The following is an 18,213-nucleotide window of genomic DNA, read 5'->3' as shown; positions in this document are numbered from 1 at the left end:
TTATCGTAAATTTTTTAATCATCTCCGTTATATAAAAATAAAAGCAAAAGGAGATAAAAATGATGAGACGATTAGCAGCCCCCTTATTATGTAGTAGTTTCTTCTTGTTAATGGCCTGTGGCTCTAATAATACTAATTCAAAAAGTCCTGAACAAAATACAACTACAAAAACAGAGCAGACCAGTGCTGCCAAACAAACTTATCAGGTCGAGGCAGTCGCACATTTTAAAGAGCCTTGGGCGATCACCAGTTTGCCTGATCAACGCTTATTGGTGACTGAACGGCAAGGTAAGCTAAAAATTTTTAATCCACAAAATAAACAGATGTTGGATGTCCAAAGTATTCCAGCCGTAAGTTATGGTGGGCAGGGCGGTTTAGGTGATGTAGCCTTGCACCCGGACTTTGCCAAAAATCACTGGATATATCTTAGTTATGCAGGCAAAGGGCAAGGTGGGTCTGGTGCAGTGATTTCACGTGCAAAATTAGATTTATCTAACCCTAATCAACCAAAACTCACCGATATAAAGCAAATTTGGCAGCAAGTACCTAAAGTGTCAGGACAGGGCCATTATGGGCATCGTATGCTTTTTGGCGCAGATGGTAAGCTGTGGGTGAGTTCAGGTGAGCGTCAAAAGTTTGACCCTGCCCAAAATATGAAAAGTAACTTGGGTAAAATCTTGCGTTTAAATGATGACGGTTCAGCAGCCTTAGGTAACCCTTTTTATGAGCAAGGCGGTGTCACTGCTGAAATATGGTCACTTGGACATCGTAACCCATTAGGAATGGCCTTTGACCGTAAAGGACAGCTATGGGTGGTTGAGATGGGGCCTAAAGGTGGTGATGAGCTTAATATTATTACCAAAGGCGAAAACTATGGTTATCCGATTGTTTCAAATGGAGATCATTATTCAGGGCAGCCTATTCCAGATCATCACACGCGCCCAGAGTTTAAAGCACCAGAAATTGACTGGACTCCTGTAATCTCACCGTCGAGCTTAATTATTTATCGCGGACAACAATTTCCTGCATGGCAAAATAAAGCTTTAATTGGCGGGTTATCTTCAGAAGCAATTGTTGTTGTAGATTTAGAGCATAAGCCCGTAAAAGAAGTACAAAGATTAGAGATGAAGCAACGTATTCGTGGGTTACATGAAGCACAAGACGGTTCAATTTGGGTAATTGAAGATGGCCCCAATGCTCGTTTACTCAAGCTGAGTAAGAAACCCTCTTAATGCTAGGAAATACCCTGTAAATAAAGGATGTGTCTCATAGATTCAAATTGTAGATTTCTGTGAGACACAATAGACTATAGTGAAAAGACGATAAAGCTATTTGAGATGTCAGACACCCATATTCCACTTCCTGAACGCCTGCGCCCGAGAGACTTGTCTGAAATTATTGGGCAAGATCATTTGTTAGGTGAACATGCGCCCTTACGTCAAATGATTGATCAGGGACATTTGCCTTCTATTATTTTTTGGGGGCCGCCAGGCGTCGGTAAAACGACAATTGCTTTGCTTTTAGCTCAGGCAATAGATCGTCCATTTGTGAGCTTATCTGCGCTAAATACGGGCGTAAAAGAATTACGTGAAGTGATTGCAGAAAGTGGTGACTTACTGACACCTGTAGTTTTTATTGACGAAATCCATCGCTTTAATAAATCACAGCAAGATGCATTATTAGGTGCCGTAGAAAAAGGTAAAATTACCTTAATTGGCGCCACCACTGAAAACCCGTCTTTTGAAGTCAATAGTGCACTTTTATCACGCTGTCAGGTCTATACCTTAAACAGTTTAGACAGTGAGGCAATTCAGACGCTACTTAACAATGCACTCCAAAACGATAGATTTTTAAAAGAACGCTATATTCATATTGAAGAGTATGATGCTCTTTTACAGTTTGCAGCAGGTGATGCTCGTAAGGCACTCAATTTACTTGACTTAATTGCAAGTACTTTTGAGCCCGAAGTTGAAAATACCATTACCAATGCGGTTGTAGTAAAAGTCGCTCAGCAAAATATTGCGCGTTATGACAAATCGGGTGAACAGCATTACGACCTCGTTTCTGCCTTTATCAAATCGATTCGTGGTAGTGATCCAGATGCGGCTTTGTACTGGATGGCACGGATGCTTAAAGGTGGGGAAGATCCGGTTTTTATTGCAAGACGTATGTTGATTGCCGCTTCAGAAGACATTGGAAACTCGAATCCAAATGCACTATTGCTTGCAGGTGAATGTTTCCGTTCTGTACAGGCGGTGGGAATGCCTGAGGCTCGAATTATTTTGGGTCAAACAGCAGTTTATTTAGCGACCAGTGCAAAAAGTAATAGTACTTACCTCGCAATTAATAAGGCCTTGGAACTTGCTGAGAAAACGGCAAATTTACCAGTACCTTTACACTTGAGAAATGCGCCAACCAAACTGATGAAACAGCAAGGTTATGGAATTAATTATCTCTATCCTCATGACTACCCAGAGCACTTTGTGTTGCAAGACTACTTGCCACCTGAGTTAAAGGGAACCAAACTCTATGAGTCGGCAAGAAACAAGCGTGAAGTTGAAGGTGAACGCCTACAACAACGCAGATGGCAGCAGGAACAATAGTTTTATTGTTTCCTGCTATTGTTCCAATTCTTCAGTCACTTGACCATAAATCAGCAGGGTAAACACGCCTGTACCACCAATAATATTGCCAATGGTGGTTGGAATCAGGAAATTAAACATATATTCACCAAGAGAAGCTTCTCCTTGCCAGACCAGATAGGACATTTCGGTAGAGCCAACGACCACATGGGTAAAGTCGCCTAGTCCTATTAGATAAGTCATGAAAAAGATGACTAGGAATTTATTGCTGACGGAAGGTAGCATCCAGACCAATGCAGCAATTAAAAGTCCAGACATAACCCCTTTAAGCAAGTTTTGGATGGCGGAAAAAGACGCAACATGATGTGCGAGCTCATCTAGGGCTTTGTCAATGTTTGGAGTAAACAAGTCGGTGGTCAGGAAGAATAAACTCGCCAAACCTGTTCCAATGATATTGCATAGAATCACGATTCCCCATAGACGGCCTACAGCTCGTAATTTGTCTAAGGTAAAGGGCTTAAATAGGGGCACAACTGTAGTAATAGTATTTTCGGTAAAGAGCTGCATGTGTCCTAAAATAGCGATCAGGAATCCAATGGTATAACCGAAATTGGTAATTAAATCGGTCCAGATGGCATCAGTTGGGATATAAGAAGCAATAATCGCTTTAAATACAAATGAAAAACTGATGACTAGACCTGCTGCAATGCCTGAAAAGATGAGTGCGGCTGTTGGGCGATCTAACTCTTCGGCACCATCACGGCGAATAATTTCATATACTAAACGGGGCGACAGTTTCTCGTGTTCTTCAACTGCCATTTTTTCACGCCAGCTTAGGGTTTGATCGACTTTCTCTTCTTCTAGTTCATGGTCCATCAGGTTTACTCCTCACTGAATATTTATATTTATCGTTTTTTATTTATTGTTAAGGCAGTGTTCAGGATAAATCTAGAAGATTCCTACCAGCTTTATGTGTTTTTTTATAAATTGAACACTCGGGGGGGTAAGCGAACTAGAACAATAATGCGTGAAGAAAAGAATCGACCAGACCTGATAGAAAAGTTAAGTATAAGAAAAGATAGCAAACTCAATCAGCCTGCTATAAAAAGTGTAACGTTGAAGCTAAGCGCTTGTAGTCATGAAAATGGCAACAATAATTAAAACAAGGTATATGCTCTCAAGGTACGTATGAGTTTCATATAGTCGCCTTGGGAAGCTTCAGAAATGACAGTTTCGACTTCAGCTTGGCTCCATCCTTGCTTTAAGGCAGAGTGGCTAAAATTAGATAAAATTACTAATGGATTTTCACCAAAATGGATTGGATGATTCATTAATCTCTTTTCAGGCTTAAATAGTTCCATAGACTCATCCTATTTAAAAATTTAATTATTGTGATGCAATTTATATTTTTTTTGATTTTAGTGCCTTGTTTTGAGATTGTGCAAGTCATAATTTAATTAAATATACAAATCTGTCTACTTTTCCTAAATTCTTGGGTGCTGAAAATAAAAAAACCGAGCTGAAATGCTCGGTTTTTTATAAAGTTGAGCTGATTAGATGTCAGATAAATCTACGCCTAAACGAGCAGCAACTTCTTCATAAGCTTCAACAACACCGCCTAAGCCTTGACGGAAACGGTCTTTGTCGAGTTTTTTCTTAGTATCTTTGTCCCATAAACGACAACCGTCTGGAGAGAATTCGTCACCAAGTACGATACGATCATGGAAAACACCAAATTCAAGTTTGAAGTCCACCAAAATCATGTTGCCTTCAGCAAATAATGCTTTTAATACATCATTTACTTTATAAGTTAACACTTTCATTTGTTCTAACTGTTCAGCAGTTGCCCAACCTAAAGCAATCGCTTGAGATTCGTTAACCATTGGATCGCCTAGGCCATCATCTTTGTAGAACAATTCAAATGTAGGAGGAGTTAACTCTTTACCTTCTTCTACACCTAAACGACGGCATAGAGAACCTGCTGCATAGTTACGGATTACACATTCAACAGGAATCATTTGAAGTTTTTTAACAAGAACTTCAGTTGGAGAAAGCAATTTTTCAAAATGCGTTTCGATACCCGCTTCAGCAAGTTTTTCCATGATGAAGGCGTTAAAACGGTTGTTCACCTTGCCTTTACGATCTAGTTGTTCGATTTTTTCGCCATTGAACGCAGAGGCATCATCACGAAAGACTAAAATCAGATGGTCGGCATTGTCTGTTTCATATACAGATTTTGCTTTACCAGTATAGAGCAAGGTTTGTTTTAACATGAGGGAACCTTTTTTAAAAAAAATGCCTAGTAAACGACTAGGCTGGCCAATTTTGGTAAATCTGGTTTAACACTTCTGCGGCAACATCAGGGCTAGCAAAAGTGTTATCTGGATTAAATAGAGCAAGGCTATGACTAGAGCCAACACCAGTGAGCTTAAGCACATATGTATTGTCATTTACTTTAATCGTCGCTTGATTGTTACCTTGAGCGATGACGTTGTAATTTAACGTGCTTAACGTAGCTTTGGTGTATTGCCAAATCTCGGCAGTACTTCCATCAATTTTTAACAGTGGATTTTTATTACCATCTGTCACAAGTTGAGGGCGACCAAGCGCACTACCTGTTTGAGCAGATGCATCTGCTGTCGTATCAGTTTGAAGTGGTTCAGGACGTGGCAATGCAAAACGATTGCCACGCTTGTTTTCAAACTTCGGTGCGTGATCGATAGCAAGCTGGTCTACTGTTGGTGCAGGATACAAAGGTGTCGCTGGTCGTACAGTTGCATCAGCAGGGTACTCAAGTGGGGCGAGTTGCTTTGCATTTTTATAATCTAAAGAGTGATTATTGAGTGCGAAGCGACCACAGCCAGCTAAACTTAAGGCTGAAACTGCAAGGACTAAACCAAGACGTAATTGCATCATAAATTGCTCTTATTAAATAATTCCCGCATCTTTTAGGGCATTGCGGAGAGGTTCGCGATATTGCTCAGCGAGAGGAGTGAGTGGTAAACGAATACCAGTATCAATCAGTCCCATCTCATGTAGTGCCCATTTCACAGGAATTGGGTTTGATTCGCAAAATAGAATATTGTGTAAATTTGCAATCTTATTGTTAAGCGTCTTTGCTTGTTGCTCATCTTTTGCAATTGCAACCGCACATACTTCGCTCATTGCTTTAGGTGCAATGTTTGCAGTAACCGAGATATTACCGTCTGCGCCAAGAAGCATAAGTTCCCATGCAGTTTCATCATCACCTGAGTACACAGCCATCTTGCCGTTTAAAGCATCAATTAAAGCTTTACCGCGCGGTACGTCACCTGTTGCATCTTTAATGCCGACAATATTTGGAATTTCCGCTAAACGAACAGCTGTATCGTTTGACAAATCTACACCTGTACGACCAGGTACGTTGTAAAGAATAAGCGGTAATTCAACAGCTTCAGCAATCGCTTTATAGTGTTGGTAAAGGCCTTCTTGAGTCGGCTTATTATAGTATGGGGTTACAAGTAAAGCTGCATCTGCGCCAAGGTCTTTGGCAGCTTTAGTTAATTCGATTGCTTCACGGGTTGAGTTTGCACCAGTACCGGCAATAATTGGAATACGTTTGTTGGCTACACGAATAATTTCTTTAATAACCTGTGTGTGCTCTTCCATGCTCAATGTTGAGGCTTCGCCGGTTGTACCGACGGCTACAATACTGTTTGTACCTTGTTCTATGTGCCACTCAACCAGCTTCTCAAGACTCTTCCAATCTACACCGCCATCTTTCAACATGGGAGTGACGATTGCGACGATTGAGCCTTGAATGGTCTGTGCTTGCTGAGTCATTTTAAAAAATATCCTATTTATCCATCCGAATCTGAGGTAAGAAAAACAAAATGTGGGATGGTTGCAGTATTTTGATTGTCCAGTTCTAACAATAACAGATTGTTGAATGACAATTATGCAAATTATGACTGATCAGACGCATAAGAACAATATGCTTGACTGATAAACCCTATGTAAACTTGAGCAAAACATAGAATGCCAATTTGATCATTTCAAGTAAAAGACAGTAAAAATGAGAATATGGTGCAATTCTTCCAACCTCTACTTAACACGGTCTTTTTTATGGCAAGATAAAATGCATATTTCTCCCGAATGGGACTTAAGATGGCATGAAAATGAATAAACAACCACAAAATTCGGCTTTAGTCGTAGTTGATGTGCAAAATGGTTTTACCCCTGGTGGAAACCTAGCAGTTGCCGACGCCGATACGATTATTCCAACCATTAACCAATTGGCAGGTTGTTTTGAAAATGTAGTCCTCACTCAAGACTGGCATCCGGATAATCATATTTCTTTTGCAGCCAACCATCCGGGCAAGCAGCCATTTGAAACGATTGAACTGGATTATGGATTACAGGTGCTTTGGCCTAAGCATTGTATACAAGGCACACATGATGCCGAATTTCATCCGGATTTAAATATCCCGACAGCTCAACTGATTATCCGAAAAGGTTTTCATGCTCATATTGATAGTTACTCGGCTTTTATGGAAGCTGACCACTCAACAATGACAGGTTTAACGGGATATTTAAAAGAACGTGGTATTGATACGGTCTATGTGGTCGGAATTGCCACAGACTTTTGTGTCGCATGGACTGCTTTAGATGCGGTTAAGCAAGGCTTTAAAACTTTAGTGGTTGAAGATGCGTGCAAAGGTATTGATCTTAATGGTTCATTAGAACAAGCGTGGCAAACTATGCAGCAACAAGGTGTTGTTCGTATTCAATCGACTGATCTGTTGAATGAATGCTAGAGATACTGATTTTGATGCTTGGACTTTAATTGCGATTTGGTATGGATGAACAGTATGTCTGCATTACTCCGTTTTACTCAGTTTGTTCAAAAGACGTTTGCCCTATGGGTAATTATTTTTGCAGCTCTGGCGCTATGGCAGCCTGAATTTTTTGTTTGGCTGAAAGCTTATATTCCATGGATTTTGGGCATTATTATGCTTGGCATGGGAATGACCATGACCGTTGATGATTTTAAAGGGGTTCTACAAAGCCCTAAAGCCGTGTTAATTGGGGTTGTCGCGCAGTTTGTGGTGATGCCGGGCTTGGCATTTATTTTATGTAAATTATTTAATTTGCCTCCTGAAATTGCGGTCGGCGTTATTTTAGTCGGTTGTTGCCCAGGAGGAACAGCTTCAAATGTCATTACCTATATGGCCAAAGGCAATGTGGCTTTATCGGTCGCCTGTACCTCGGTATCAACACTCTTGGCTCCTGTGTTAACGCCTACAATTTTCTATCTACTTGCCAGCCAATGGCTAAAGATTGACGCGGCTTCGATGTTTATTTCGATTTTGCAGGTCGTACTACTTCCGATTGTGATTGGGCTAATTTTGCGAACTTGGCTTAAACGTCAGGTTGAATCCTATATTCAAGTCATGCCATTAGTTTCAGTGATTGCAATTGTAGCGATTGTGGCAGCCATTATTGGTGGCAGTAAAGCAGCTATTTTACAGTCGGGTTTGCTCATTTTGGCGGTAGTGATATTGCATAATGGGCTTGGATATTTATTAGGTTTTGCCGCAGCGCGTTTCTTTAAATTGCCTTATGTGGACAGTAAAGCAATTGCGGTAGAAGTAGGAATGCAAAACTCAGGCTTAGGCGTGGCGCTTGCAGCAGTGCATTTTGCGGCTTCCCCGATTACTGCCGTACCAAGTGCTATTTTCAGCCTTTGGCATAATATTTCTGGTCCTGCACTTGCGACTTATTGGGCAAGTAAACACAAACAAGAATAACTATATAAACGATATACATTAGAAAAGAAGGCCAAACGGATAGTTTGGTCTTTTTATTTAAAGCACTTTTTATTTGAGCTGAATTTAAAACTGGTATGTCTTTTGCTTCGAATTGATGCACTAAAAATAACGTGAATATCAACATAAATCGCAAAGAAAAAAATAAGGCATTTTTTTGATGAACCAGATTTTTAAATTATTTATTCCCATGCTCTCTAGCAATTTGATTCTAATTTTAAGTGGATTGATTGATATTGCTTATGTAGGGCATTTTAGTAATGACCATGTTGCCGCCTTATCGGTGTCCTTATCTTTATATACAGTGGTTTATGTCATTGGAATGGGGATACTGCAAGGTGTGATGCTTAAGCTCTCGGAAGCTTATGGTTGCCATAACATACCACGTATTCGTCAAATTTTTATTCAAGGCGTTTGGCTGATGTTAGGTTCGGCATTGGTGAGTATTGCCTTGCTTTACTTGTTCCGTGATCTACCAAAATTATTTGGTGCATCTGAACATGTCGTTTCAATTACTAAAAACTGTATTTGGGCTTTGGTATTTATTTTACCTGCCCATTTATTGATGCGCTTATTTACAGCTTTGTCTCAGGTCACTGAAAATGCGTATAAAGTTTTATTATCAGATAGTCTTTTCTTCATTCTTAAAATTATTTTGTCTTATCTTCTGATTTATGGTGTCGCTTTATTTTCAATTCCGCCACTCGGGGCGATAGGGGCGTTGTTAGCCACTATCATTGTACGGTGGTTTATGTTGGCCGTTTATTACCTGTTTTTTCTAGAGAAAAGGTACATCTTTATTGAACATCCAGAACGGTCAGATGAAGATAGCCGGCAAAGACTGCGTATGATTTTAAAAATAGGGATACCTACTGCGATCATGGCGTTGATGGACGTTGTTGCATTTTGTTCAGTTGCTATTCTGATTTTGCCTTTCGGGAGTGTGGTGTCTGCAGCCCATCAAATTGTCGCGAGCACTGGCGGTTTCATGTTTATTTTTCCTTCATCAATTGCCTCGGCTTATAGCATTTTGGTGTCAAGAACTATGGGCAGCGGAAACATGGAAGAAGCAAACAAAATTGCCATACAAAGTATATGGGTCATTATGGCAGTAAGCGGCAGTCTATCCCTGTGTTTATGGCTGGAGAGGGACTTAATTGTCACGTTATATTCAGATGATTTGGCTGTTCAGATTTTGGCTGCATCACTGCTGTTGATTGTCTGTATGTCTCACTTTCTAGATGGCTTAATGACGTTATTGACCTCTTTGCTGCGTTGTTGGGATGTGTCGATTTTACCAATGCTGATTTTCTTGGTCGTGGTGTTATGTTTCGGATTAGGCGGTGGTTGGTGGATGGCTTATAAAGGGCTGCACTGGGGGAGTCACTCTATATCTGCAATGGGAATTTATGGTTTCTGGAGTATGGCTGCCATAAGTTATTCAGTGGCTTGTGTATTGAGTGCCTTCTGTTTTCGTTTTAGAAAGCAATTAAGAGGTTTTTGATTAGGTAAATCAACACAACCTTAAAAAGGATGTGCTGCTAACCATTCTTCAATCTCATTTTCAGAAATCACTTCAAAACCATGGCGCTGTAACAGTGCTGTGGTAATCCCAACACCCGTAATTTTCTCGCCTTGAAAAGTACCGTTATAAATTTTTTGACTACCGCAAGACGGACTATTTTCTTTTAAAACCACACAAGTTGCTTGTATTTGCCGTGCAATGTCTAAAGTACGGTAGGCGCCTTTTAAATATAGCTCTGTTACATCTAAACCAGATGAATCCAGGATTTTTGCCTTGCCATCAAGCACATCTTGACCCGTACCCCCAACAATTTCTGCAGGTAACCTTGGAGTAGTAAAACCACCTAATAACTCTGGACAAAGTGCATGCGCTTTTTTATTTAAAAACAACTGCTTAAGTTTAGTGTGTAAGCAAGAGCGGCCATCGTAGCGTACAGGCTCCCCAATTAAACAGGCACTAATTAAAAGCATGATTTTTCCGCCCTTAGAACTTTAAAAGCCATGTGAGTGTACCCAATGATTTATAAAATATGAAATCTAAAACAAGCACAAACAAACGAAGTAATTTGATTAATAAATTACACAATTCATAATTAAATTATGTATTGCATAATTTAATTGTTTTTAGTAGCATCTGTCTTAAGGTAAATGGCCATTGGAGGTCCAACAAGGATGTTGGCCTCCATAAATCTAGGAATAACTTTAGGAAAAGACGATTTTTAAAGGTTTATTGAAAAATCTCAATCGTACTTTTAGATAAGAAAGGACAGTGTGTATGGAAAACAAACACCATATAGAAGGGAAATTAATCATCGGCTTTGCGCTCACTCAATCTTCGTTTTAGTTATTGGTTTTTTTCTCATAGGATGCGTTGGGCTAAGGCATTTTGACGGTTCAAACACACTCCCAGCAAATGCGTATTCTATAGAGAAAGGAGCTGACCAGATCAGCATGAGAAGTAAACGGATCAGGTAATTACCAGAGGGAAACTAGATGGATATTTTAGAGAACCCATTAGAATTATGCGGTTTTGCATTTATTGAGTTTGTTTCAAAAGAAAATGAATTAGATCCAATTTTTGAAACAATCGGCTTTTCAAAAGTAGCCAAGCATAAATCGAAAAAAGCGTACTTATGGCGTCAAGGAAATATCAATATTATCCTGAATTATCAGCCAGAATCTTATGCTTCATTCTTTTTTAATGAGCATGGTCCATCTGCTTGTGCGATGGGATTTAAAACTCGTGATGCAGCAAAAGCTTTTAAAAAGGCGGTTGAACTTGGTGCAGAACCAATGTACTCAAAAGTTGGGCCAATGGAGCTTAACATTCCGGCAATTAAAGGTATTGGTGGCATGCCAATCTTCTTGGTTGACCGCGATATTTATGAAAATGACTTTGTTTTCTTCGATGATGCGCAGCGTAACCCTGAAGGTGCGGGTTTAAAAGAAATTGATCACTTAACGCATAACGTCTACAAAGGACGTATGGAGTATTGGGCAAACTTCTACGAGAAGATTTTCAACTTCCAGGAAATTCGTTATTTCGACATTAAAGGTGAATATACAGGTTTAACCTCTAAAGCATTAACTGCACCAGATGGCATGATTCGTATTCCTTTAAATGAAGACTCAGACAAGGGTAACGGCCAAATTGCAGAATTCTTAGCTGATTTTAATGGCGAAGGTATTCAGCATATCGCGTTTATTTGTGATGACTTAATTTCGACTTGGGATAAGTTAAAAGGCCTTGGTCTTAAGTTTATGACACCACCGCCAAATACGTATTATGAAATGCTTGAAGAGCGTTTACCTGAACATGGTGAACCAACTGAAGAGTTAAAACAACGCGGTATTTTATTAGACGGCAGTACTAAAGATGGCCAGAAGAAGCTTTTATTACAAATCTTCTCTGAAAATATGATTGGGCCAGTCTTCTTCGAATTTATTCAACGTAAAGATGACGACGGTTTCGGTGAAGGTAACTTCAAAGCACTGTTTGAATCGATTGAACGTGACCAGATTCGCCGTGGTGTGCTCGAAGCAAAATAAGTTTTGCTTTGTCTCTAATCTAAAAAAACCAAGAGCAATGCTCTTGGTTTTTTTATGGCTATTGATTAGCTGATTAGCGGCTTTTAATATATTGATTAATTGAATTAATCTCATTTTTAAGTGTTTCAATAATTTTACTTTGTGGATCGACGGGTAAAAACATCTCGCTATCAAGCGCCACAATACAAAACTCAATCCCTTGGTTTGAGTTAAATACTGGCAGGCCTACTGCGTTAATACCGGTAAGTAAATCACCTTTCGCCGCAGACATTTGTTGTTGGCGGATCGTCTCTTTAAGTTCTAAAAATTCTTCCCAGTTATGTGGCGCAATGTTTAGCCCAAGTTCCTGATGTTTTTGCCACTCAGTTTCTAATAAAGGACGAACAAAATGCTCAGGAAGGTAAGAAGCAAATAAACGCCCAGCAGCAGAATTGACTAAAGGCATAATTGAGCCAACTTTGGTCACAATCGAAATTGGGTGGTTAGATTCAATCGATTGAACCACGACAGGGCCTTTGGGTGACCACTTACTAATTTGAATACCACAGCCAATTTTGCTTTGTAAGTCGTAAATTAAATGTTGTACTAACTGTAAAGTATCGCTGTGCTGAATGCAGTTTAAGCCTAAACGCCATGCTTGATCACCTAAGGCATATTGGCCATCCTCAAGCTGTTTGGCGTAATCCATGCGAATTAGGCTCACCAAGTAGCGGTGTACTTTGGCAGGATGCATCTCAAGCTTACTAGATAAGTCTTTGAGAATAATGGGTTGATTGTGCTCTAAAAGGGCATTTAGTACGGATAAGCCAACTTCAAGTGATTGAACCCCCCCAGATATTTTTTCTTCAATCATTTAAATACCCTTAATCGATTTACTTCAACAGTTAAACAGTTTTGTTCAGAACATAAATTGGCATTGATGCGTTTTACATCATGCCTGAGCCTATAGAAAAATAGAAATCACCTTTTTCTATTAGCGAAATTCACATGTTTAATAATCCACAATTTTTACAAACACCTTCATCTTACATTTATAGCGTAAATTGATAGAGGTTTAGTAGATTTAAACAATATAAATCGGCATTGATATAGAACAGTTCATTTAAACTATTCCCATCAATGCCGACTTTTAAAACGATTGCTTTGAAAGAATTACGCGCCTAATTCTTCTTCATGCAAGAAATGAGTATGGTGTGGAGCGCGTTTGGTTTTGCTCCATTCCTCTAACATTTCAGTTTTCATTTCTTCAGTAATTTTTGCAATTTTTTCTTCAGCATGTGCATCGTTATAAGTCAGTTCTAAACGATGTCCATTTGGGTCAAAGAAATAAATTGAGTGGAAGATACCATGGTTAGTAATACCTAATACTTTAACACCGTTGTCTTCCAAATGTTTTTTGGCAGCTAAAAGGGCATTTAAATCTTCAACTTCAAAGGCAATATGTTGCACCCATTGAGGCGTATTTTCATCACGGCCCATTTCTGGTTGGGTTGGCAATTCAAAAAATGCTAAAACGTTGCCTTGACCTGCATCTAGGAATAAATGCATATACGGGTCAAAAGCTTTCGTTGAAGGTACATGGTCTTCTGCAAAAGCTAAGATAAAGTCCATATTGAGCATTTTTTTATACCACTCAACAGTTTCTTTCGCATCCTTACAGCGATATGCAACGTGATGTATTTTTTTAATGGCAAATGTCATGTTGAAACTCCTTTTTACTATTCCCAATCTGGTTGTTGTTCTGGCGCCGCGTTATAGAAGGCTGGGATAGACAAACAATGTTGATAAATTGATTCAATTTTTGGAAACGCCGACAAATCAATCTTGAAGCGTTTCGCGTTGTAAACCTGTGGAATCAGGCAGCAGTCGGCAATGGTTGCGTGTTGTCCAAAGCAAAATTGTCCATTTGAATCTTGAAGTTGCTGTTCGAGTGTTTGAAAGCCTTCAAGAATCCAGTGCTGATACCAGTAATTTTTTTGTTCGTCCGAAACATTTAAATCATTTTTTAAATATTTCAGCACGCGTAAGTTATTTAACGGGTGAATATCACAGGCAATCGCCTGTGCAAAAGCACGGATTTTGGCTCTCTCTTTCACATCATTTGGAAGTAATTTGGTTTGAGGATATTGTTCATCCAGATATTCCAAAATACTTAATGACTGTGACAGGGTTAAATCGCCGTCCACTAAAGTTGGTACTAAGGCACTGCGATTTAACTTTAAATAGTCTTCAGTTTGCTGCTCATTTTTAACTAAATGAACGGGTACAGTTTCATAAGCGAGACTTTTAAGGTTGAGACCAATCCGTACTCTGTAAGCTGCAGAGCTACGAAAGTAACTATACAGCTTCATAATTAGGCTCCGAAGTTTCTGCAAAATCAAAAGTTAATGCAGGAAGTACCGTATTTCGGACTTCACCAAAACCAATACGGATACCATTTTTCTCACAGTGGCCTTTCATGATGAGTGTGTCGCCGTCTTGCAAGAAACCACGAGTTTCACCATTCGCAAGTGTTAGAGGCTTAGTGGTGTTCCAAGTCAACTCAAGCAAGCTACCATAAGAGTCAGGTGTAGAACCAGAAATAGTACCTGAACCCATTAAATCACCGACCTGAACGTTACAGCCTCCAATGGTGTGGTGAGTTAGCTGCTGAGCCATAGACCAATACATATATTTAAAATTAGTACGGCAGATCACATCAGGTTGTGTTGATTTCGGGCTTTGAATTTCAACACTCAAATTAATGTCGTAACTATTCGCGATATTTTCTTGTAGATACGCTAAAGGTTTAGGCTCTTGTTTTGGGCCTTCCACTTTAAATGGCTCAAGTGCTTCAAGCGTGACTACCCAAGGTGAGATGGCACTAGCAAAAGATTTTGAATTGAAAGGACCTAGAGGTACATATTCCCATTGCTGGATATCGCGCGCTGACCAGTCATTGAGTAATACCATTCCAAAAATATGGTCCCAAGCATTTTCAATTGAGATTGGCTGGCCAAGCTCCGTTGGTTTACCAATAACAAATGCTGTTTCAAGTTCGAAATCGAGTTTACGCGTAGCTGAGAAAACTGGACGCTCTTCATTTGGAAGTTTAATTTGTCCAGATGGACGCACGACTTGAGTGCCACTGACTACAACAGAGCTAGCACGGCCATTGTAACCAACAGGCAATTCAGTCCAGTTTGGAAGTAAGGCATTTTTAGGGTCGCGGAACATACAGCCTACATTGGTGGCATGTTCTTTAGAAGAATAGAAATCGGTATAACCAGATACTTGAAGTGGTAAATGCAAAGTAACACTGTCTTGCTTAACCAAAACTTCTTGGCGCAATGCTTCATTTTCTTGAAGCGTTAAATTATCAACTGAAAGAAGAGACTGTAGCGTTTTACGAACTTTAGACCAATTGGCTTTGCCCGATTCAATAAATTTATTCAGTGTAGGCTGGTTAAAGTATGTGTCTTGATCTGAAAGTTTTAAAAGACCATGCTTTTCAAGAGCAGCGAGATCAATGACCCAATCACCGATAGCTACACCGACCTGACGCTCGCCTTCGGCTGTTCTACTAAAAATACCATAAGGCAAATTATGAATAGTGAAATCAGATTGAGGTGAAACTTCAATAAAAGAGTTTAGTTTTTGTTCCATTTTCGCTTCCTTGTCTTCATCTCGCGTCTTATACAAATAAAAGTTCGGTCTAGGGACTGAGCTACTCAATAAGTTTTAACCGTTATTTAGATCATCTTTTTACTTATGAGTTTGATAGAGACCGAGAACAACCAATTACTTCATGGTTCTTATAATACTGAATTCATCAAATTACGCAATACATAATTTAATTACACATTGCATAATAATTGTTATTTCTTGCATTTTCTGTTTTCATGCGCGGTTGTGAGAAAAGTAACGCAATTATTTTTTCATCAATCTCTATGAAAATCCGATCAATTTATGATATACGTAATTTATTGGAAAAAAATTACGTGACAAGGATGAGAATAATCATATGTCAACACAAGAGCAAGGAAACCTGAAACATGGTTTGAGTAATCGTCACATCCAGCTGATTGCGTTGGGTGGAGCGATTGGTACAGGGCTGTTTCTTGGTATATCACAATCGATTAAATTGGCAGGTCCATCGGTAATCTTGGGTTATGCGATTGCAGGATTTATTGCTTTTTTAATGATGCGCCAGCTCGGTGAAATGGTCGTAGAAGAACCTGTAAGTGGGTCTTTTAGCCACTTCGCTTACAAATATTGGGGACCTTTTGCAGGCTTCATGTCAGGATGGAATTACTGGGTACTCAATGTACTCGTGTGTATGGCAGAGTTAAGTGCAATTGGTCTTTATATTCAATATTGGTGGCCGCAAATCCCAACCTGGGCATCTGCTCTAACGTTCTTTATTCTCATTAATGGTATCAATTTACTACATGTTAAGTTTTTTGGCGAAATGGAATTTTGGTTTTCAATTGTCAAAATCTTAGCAATTTTAGCCATGATCGGTTTCGGTTCATATTTACTTGCAACCGGCACCGCAGGGCCTCAGGCCAGTATTTCTAACCTTTGGGCATTAGGTGGTTTCTTCCCATTTGGTATTGAAGGCTTGGTTATGGCTATGGCTGTGATTATTTTTGCTTTTGGCGGTATTGAGCTTTTCGGTATTACTGCTGCTGAAGCGCGTGATCCAGACAAAACTTTACCTAAAGCTGTAAACCAGATTATCTATCGTATTTTGATTTTCTATATTGCGACACTTTTTGTTTTATTCTCATTATTTCCGTGGAATCAAATGGCAGAAGGTGGCAGTCCTTTTGTGATGGTCTTTGCCTCTTTAGATAGCCAAGGTGTTGCGACATTATTAAATTTCGTTATTTTGACAGCTGCGGTTTCCGTCTATAACGGAACCAGCTATTGCAGCAGCCGTATGCTTTTAGGCCTTGCCCAACAAGGTAATGCCCCGAAAGCTCTTGCCCGTATTAATAAACGCGGTATTCCAACCAATGCGGTTCTAGTCTCTGCATTTGTGACGGTATTGTGTGTTTTACTCAATTATATTTTCCCTGAAAAAGCATTTGGTTTACTCATGATGCTGGTAGTAGCAGCGATTGTGATTAACTGGGTAGTGATTTCATGGACACATTTAAAATTCCGTAAATTCATGCAACGTCAAGGTCAAACGACTAAATTCCCTAGCTTCATGTATCCATTTAGCAACTATCTTTGCATGGCATTCATGCTTGGAATTTTAGTTGTGATGTCTTTAACGCCAGACATGCGTGTGGCAGTTATGATGATTCCAGGATGGATTTTGTGTTTGATGGTGGCTTATCAATTTAAGCGCCGTAAAATAAAAGCTGAGCAGACTGTACATGCTTTAGAAGCCGATATGTAATTAGGTCTTAGATAGAAGCTAAAAAGGACGTATAAATACGTCCTTTTTTATTTTTTAAAATTTACAACAGAAATTAAAGGATTTAATAATTGTTATATTATAACATTTCTGAAATTAAGTGATTAAAGGCTTCCAGACGTTTAGGGAAGATAGAATATATTTATGAAGCGTTATTTAGGTTTACTCGTATTATCTCTGGTGGCTTGTAGTACTCAAACACCCCAGCCGACGATTACTCATCGCTCTCCCTCTTTGCCTCAACCATCTAAAACTGTGGTTAAAATCAAACAACAGCCTGAAGATTATATCGTTTGGATTGCTACTGCAGATCACAGACAGTCTGTACAAGCTTATAAGCAATTTCTTAAGCAAAAAGGACTTGCCGATTTAGTTCCAGACCACGAGTTATTACGTTCAGCCCGAGACTGGCAAAAATGTGGAGTTGAGCCTTACGCAGTGCCACCACGCGAGATTTGGTCCAACATTGTTCCGACGCTCAATATATTAAAAGCATTGGTTGATGATGGCGTGATTAACGATTTTGAAGTGACTTCGGTCTATCGAGCTTTAGCTTTAAACCGCTGTGCAGGTGGTGCTGATGCTTCTCGACATGTCTTTAATGCAGCACTTGATTTTAGGATTGGGCCAGAACAGCCTAGCGACTTAGACCAGTTCAATATTCAACAAACTAAAACCAAGCTTTGTCAGTTCTGGGCAACTAAAGGCCAAGCGTTTAATATGGGACTGGGTGTTTATGCTTCAGGACAAATCCATATTGATAGCCAAGGTTTTAGAGCATGGGGGCCAGACCATCATTATAGAACCTCAATTTGTCAGGGACTATAAAAGCAATTTTTTC

The 18,213-nt window shown here is 39.5% G+C and carries 18 protein-coding genes; 8 read left to right on the top strand and 10 right to left on the bottom strand.

Translation table 11 applies throughout. The annotated features are described in order from the left end of the window. Window positions 1–62: 62 nt before the first annotated feature. Both EG365_RS07775 and EG365_RS07770 read left to right on the top strand, forming a co-directional pair. On the top strand, window positions 63–1,232 hold the full coding sequence (locus tag EG365_RS07775) for a PQQ-dependent sugar dehydrogenase (RefSeq protein ID WP_012392008.1): 1,170 nt from the start codon (window positions 63–65) through the stop codon (window positions 1,230–1,232). Window positions 1,233–1,337: 105 nt separating this feature from the next. Further along, window positions 1,338–2,603 (top strand): replication-associated recombination protein A, encoded by a 1,266-nt coding sequence (locus tag EG365_RS07770; RefSeq protein WP_001285411.1) that lies wholly within the window; start codon window positions 1,338–1,340, stop codon window positions 2,601–2,603. A gap of 15 nt (window positions 2,604–2,618) precedes the next feature. On the opposite strand, the gene EG365_RS07765 is transcribed toward EG365_RS07770, so the two are convergent. The 5 genes from EG365_RS07765 to dapA all read right to left on the bottom strand — a co-directional run bounded on the left by EG365_RS07765 (window position 2,619) and on the right by dapA (window position 6,404). Beyond that, complete coding sequence (locus EG365_RS07765) at window positions 2,619–3,458, bottom strand: formate/nitrite transporter family protein (protein ID WP_000349499.1); 840 nt, start codon at window positions 3,456–3,458, stop codon at window positions 2,619–2,621. A 281-nt stretch (window positions 3,459–3,739) separates the two neighbouring features. Then, window positions 3,740–3,943 (bottom strand): hypothetical protein, encoded by a 204-nt coding sequence (locus tag EG365_RS07760; RefSeq protein ID WP_000418560.1) that lies wholly within the window; start codon window positions 3,941–3,943, stop codon window positions 3,740–3,742. Window positions 3,944–4,135: 192 nt separating this feature from the next. Further along, window positions 4,136–4,855, bottom strand: coding sequence for a phosphoribosylaminoimidazolesuccinocarboxamide synthase (gene purC, locus EG365_RS07755; protein WP_000917863.1), 720 nt, complete (start codon window positions 4,853–4,855; stop codon window positions 4,136–4,138). A gap of 37 nt (window positions 4,856–4,892) precedes the next feature. Continuing rightward, window positions 4,893–5,495 carry a hypothetical protein gene (locus EG365_RS07750; RefSeq protein WP_001177091.1) on the bottom strand — a complete coding sequence of 201 codons (603 nt, stop codon included), beginning with the start codon at window positions 5,493–5,495 and terminating at the stop codon, window positions 4,893–4,895. 15 nt (window positions 5,496–5,510) lie between these two features. After that, a complete protein-coding gene (dapA, locus tag EG365_RS07745; RefSeq protein WP_000193600.1) occupies window positions 5,511–6,404 on the bottom strand; it encodes a 4-hydroxy-tetrahydrodipicolinate synthase in 894 nt (297 codons plus the stop codon). A 329-nt stretch (window positions 6,405–6,733) separates the two neighbouring features. Here dapA and pncA point away from each other — a divergent pair, with 329 nt between their 5' ends. From pncA to EG365_RS07730, 3 genes are all read left to right on the top strand, one after another. Beyond that, window positions 6,734–7,378: a bifunctional nicotinamidase/pyrazinamidase gene (pncA, locus tag EG365_RS07740; RefSeq protein ID WP_000783436.1), complete on the top strand. Its 645-nt coding sequence runs from the start codon at window positions 6,734–6,736 to the stop codon at window positions 7,376–7,378. A gap of 54 nt (window positions 7,379–7,432) precedes the next feature. Continuing rightward, complete coding sequence (locus tag EG365_RS07735) at window positions 7,433–8,371, top strand: bile acid:sodium symporter family protein (protein WP_001275077.1); 939 nt, start codon at window positions 7,433–7,435, stop codon at window positions 8,369–8,371. A gap of 178 nt (window positions 8,372–8,549) precedes the next feature. Then, window positions 8,550–9,893, top strand: coding sequence for an MATE family efflux transporter (locus tag EG365_RS07730; RefSeq protein WP_001071741.1), 1,344 nt, complete (start codon window positions 8,550–8,552; stop codon window positions 9,891–9,893). Window positions 9,894–9,913: 20 nt separating this feature from the next. On the opposite strand, the gene EG365_RS07725 is transcribed toward EG365_RS07730, so the two are convergent. Continuing rightward, window positions 9,914–10,384: a DUF523 domain-containing protein gene (locus tag EG365_RS07725; RefSeq protein ID WP_000924609.1), complete on the bottom strand. Its 471-nt coding sequence runs from the start codon at window positions 10,382–10,384 to the stop codon at window positions 9,914–9,916. A 522-nt stretch (window positions 10,385–10,906) separates the two neighbouring features. Between EG365_RS07725 and hppD the strand changes: the two genes are divergently transcribed. Next, the gene (hppD, locus tag EG365_RS07720; RefSeq protein ID WP_000353163.1) at window positions 10,907–11,962 is read left to right on the top strand and encodes a 4-hydroxyphenylpyruvate dioxygenase; all 1,056 of its coding nucleotides are present in this window, start codon (window positions 10,907–10,909) and stop codon (window positions 11,960–11,962) included. A gap of 73 nt (window positions 11,963–12,035) precedes the next feature. Here hppD and EG365_RS07715 read toward each other — a convergent pair whose 3' ends face one another. The 4 genes from EG365_RS07715 to fahA form a co-directional block, all read right to left on the bottom strand. Then, complete coding sequence (locus EG365_RS07715) at window positions 12,036–12,815, bottom strand: IclR family transcriptional regulator (protein ID WP_000568800.1); 780 nt, start codon at window positions 12,813–12,815, stop codon at window positions 12,036–12,038. 299 nt (window positions 12,816–13,114) lie between these two features. Next, window positions 13,115–13,663 carry a VOC family protein gene (locus tag EG365_RS07710; RefSeq protein ID WP_000141645.1) on the bottom strand — a complete coding sequence of 183 codons (549 nt, stop codon included), beginning with the start codon at window positions 13,661–13,663 and terminating at the stop codon, window positions 13,115–13,117. Between the two features lie 17 nt (window positions 13,664–13,680). Next, entirely contained in the window at window positions 13,681–14,313 is a 633-nt protein-coding gene (gene maiA / locus EG365_RS07705; protein ID WP_000781245.1) for a maleylacetoacetate isomerase, read from the bottom strand. Next, entirely contained in the window at window positions 14,300–15,607 is a 1,308-nt protein-coding gene (gene fahA, locus EG365_RS07700) for a fumarylacetoacetase (RefSeq protein ID WP_000435859.1), read from the bottom strand. The genes maiA and fahA overlap by 14 nt, the downstream gene beginning before the upstream one ends. A gap of 358 nt (window positions 15,608–15,965) precedes the next feature. On the opposite strand from fahA, the gene EG365_RS07695 reads away from it, so the two are divergent. Together EG365_RS07695 and EG365_RS07690 are read left to right on the top strand one after the other, a co-directional pair. Further along, on the top strand, window positions 15,966–17,354 hold the full coding sequence (locus EG365_RS07695; RefSeq protein ID WP_000107089.1) for an amino acid permease: 1,389 nt from the start codon (window positions 15,966–15,968) through the stop codon (window positions 17,352–17,354). Window positions 17,355–17,516: 162 nt separating this feature from the next. Next, the gene (locus tag EG365_RS07690) at window positions 17,517–18,200 is read left to right on the top strand and encodes a YcbK family protein (RefSeq protein WP_000833249.1); all 684 of its coding nucleotides are present in this window, start codon (window positions 17,517–17,519) and stop codon (window positions 18,198–18,200) included. The last annotated feature ends 13 nt before the right edge of the window (window positions 18,201–18,213 follow it).

The sequence above is a fragment of the Acinetobacter sp. FDAARGOS_494 genome (assembly GCF_003812225.1).
GTDB lineage: Bacteria > Pseudomonadota > Gammaproteobacteria > Pseudomonadales > Moraxellaceae > Acinetobacter > Acinetobacter baumannii.
Note: the sequence above shows the minus strand (reverse complement) of the source record. Positions and strands in the feature narration are given on the sequence as shown.

What these genes read in the sequence shown, in the direction of transcription:
- EG365_RS07760 (WP_000418560.1), bottom strand. Translation starts at nt 3,943, where the DNA reads ATGGAACTATTTAAGCCTGAAAAGAGATTAATGAATCATCCAATCCAT.
- pncA (WP_000783436.1), top strand. Translation starts at nt 6,734, where the DNA reads ATGAAAATGAATAAACAACCACAAAATTCGGCTTTAGTCGTAGTTGAT.
- purC (WP_000917863.1), bottom strand. Translation starts at nt 4,855, where the DNA reads ATGTTAAAACAAACCTTGCTCTATACTGGTAAAGCAAAATCTGTATAT.
- EG365_RS07715 (WP_000568800.1), bottom strand. Translation starts at nt 12,815, where the DNA reads ATGATTGAAGAAAAAATATCTGGGGGGGTTCAATCACTTGAAGTTGGC.
- hppD (WP_000353163.1), top strand. Translation starts at nt 10,907, where the DNA reads ATGGATATTTTAGAGAACCCATTAGAATTATGCGGTTTTGCATTTATT.
- EG365_RS07695 (WP_000107089.1), top strand. Translation starts at nt 15,966, where the DNA reads ATGTCAACACAAGAGCAAGGAAACCTGAAACATGGTTTGAGTAATCGT.
- dapA (WP_000193600.1), bottom strand. Translation starts at nt 6,404, where the DNA reads ATGACTCAGCAAGCACAGACCATTCAAGGCTCAATCGTCGCAATCGTC.
- EG365_RS07730 (WP_001071741.1), top strand. Translation starts at nt 8,550, where the DNA reads ATGAACCAGATTTTTAAATTATTTATTCCCATGCTCTCTAGCAATTTG.
- EG365_RS07750 (WP_001177091.1), bottom strand. Translation starts at nt 5,495, where the DNA reads ATGCAATTACGTCTTGGTTTAGTCCTTGCAGTTTCAGCCTTAAGTTTA.
- EG365_RS07775 (WP_012392008.1), top strand. Translation starts at nt 63, where the DNA reads ATGAGACGATTAGCAGCCCCCTTATTATGTAGTAGTTTCTTCTTGTTA.
- maiA (WP_000781245.1), bottom strand. Translation starts at nt 14,313, where the DNA reads ATGAAGCTGTATAGTTACTTTCGTAGCTCTGCAGCTTACAGAGTACGG.
- EG365_RS07770 (WP_001285411.1), top strand. Translation starts at nt 1,338, where the DNA reads ATGTCAGACACCCATATTCCACTTCCTGAACGCCTGCGCCCGAGAGAC.
- EG365_RS07735 (WP_001275077.1), top strand. Translation starts at nt 7,433, where the DNA reads ATGTCTGCATTACTCCGTTTTACTCAGTTTGTTCAAAAGACGTTTGCC.
- EG365_RS07765 (WP_000349499.1), bottom strand. Translation starts at nt 3,458, where the DNA reads ATGGACCATGAACTAGAAGAAGAGAAAGTCGATCAAACCCTAAGCTGG.
- EG365_RS07725 (WP_000924609.1), bottom strand. Translation starts at nt 10,384, where the DNA reads ATGCTTTTAATTAGTGCCTGTTTAATTGGGGAGCCTGTACGCTACGAT.
- EG365_RS07710 (WP_000141645.1), bottom strand. Translation starts at nt 13,663, where the DNA reads ATGACATTTGCCATTAAAAAAATACATCACGTTGCATATCGCTGTAAG.
- fahA (WP_000435859.1), bottom strand. Translation starts at nt 15,607, where the DNA reads ATGGAACAAAAACTAAACTCTTTTATTGAAGTTTCACCTCAATCTGAT.
- EG365_RS07690 (WP_000833249.1), top strand. Translation starts at nt 17,517, where the DNA reads ATGAAGCGTTATTTAGGTTTACTCGTATTATCTCTGGTGGCTTGTAGT.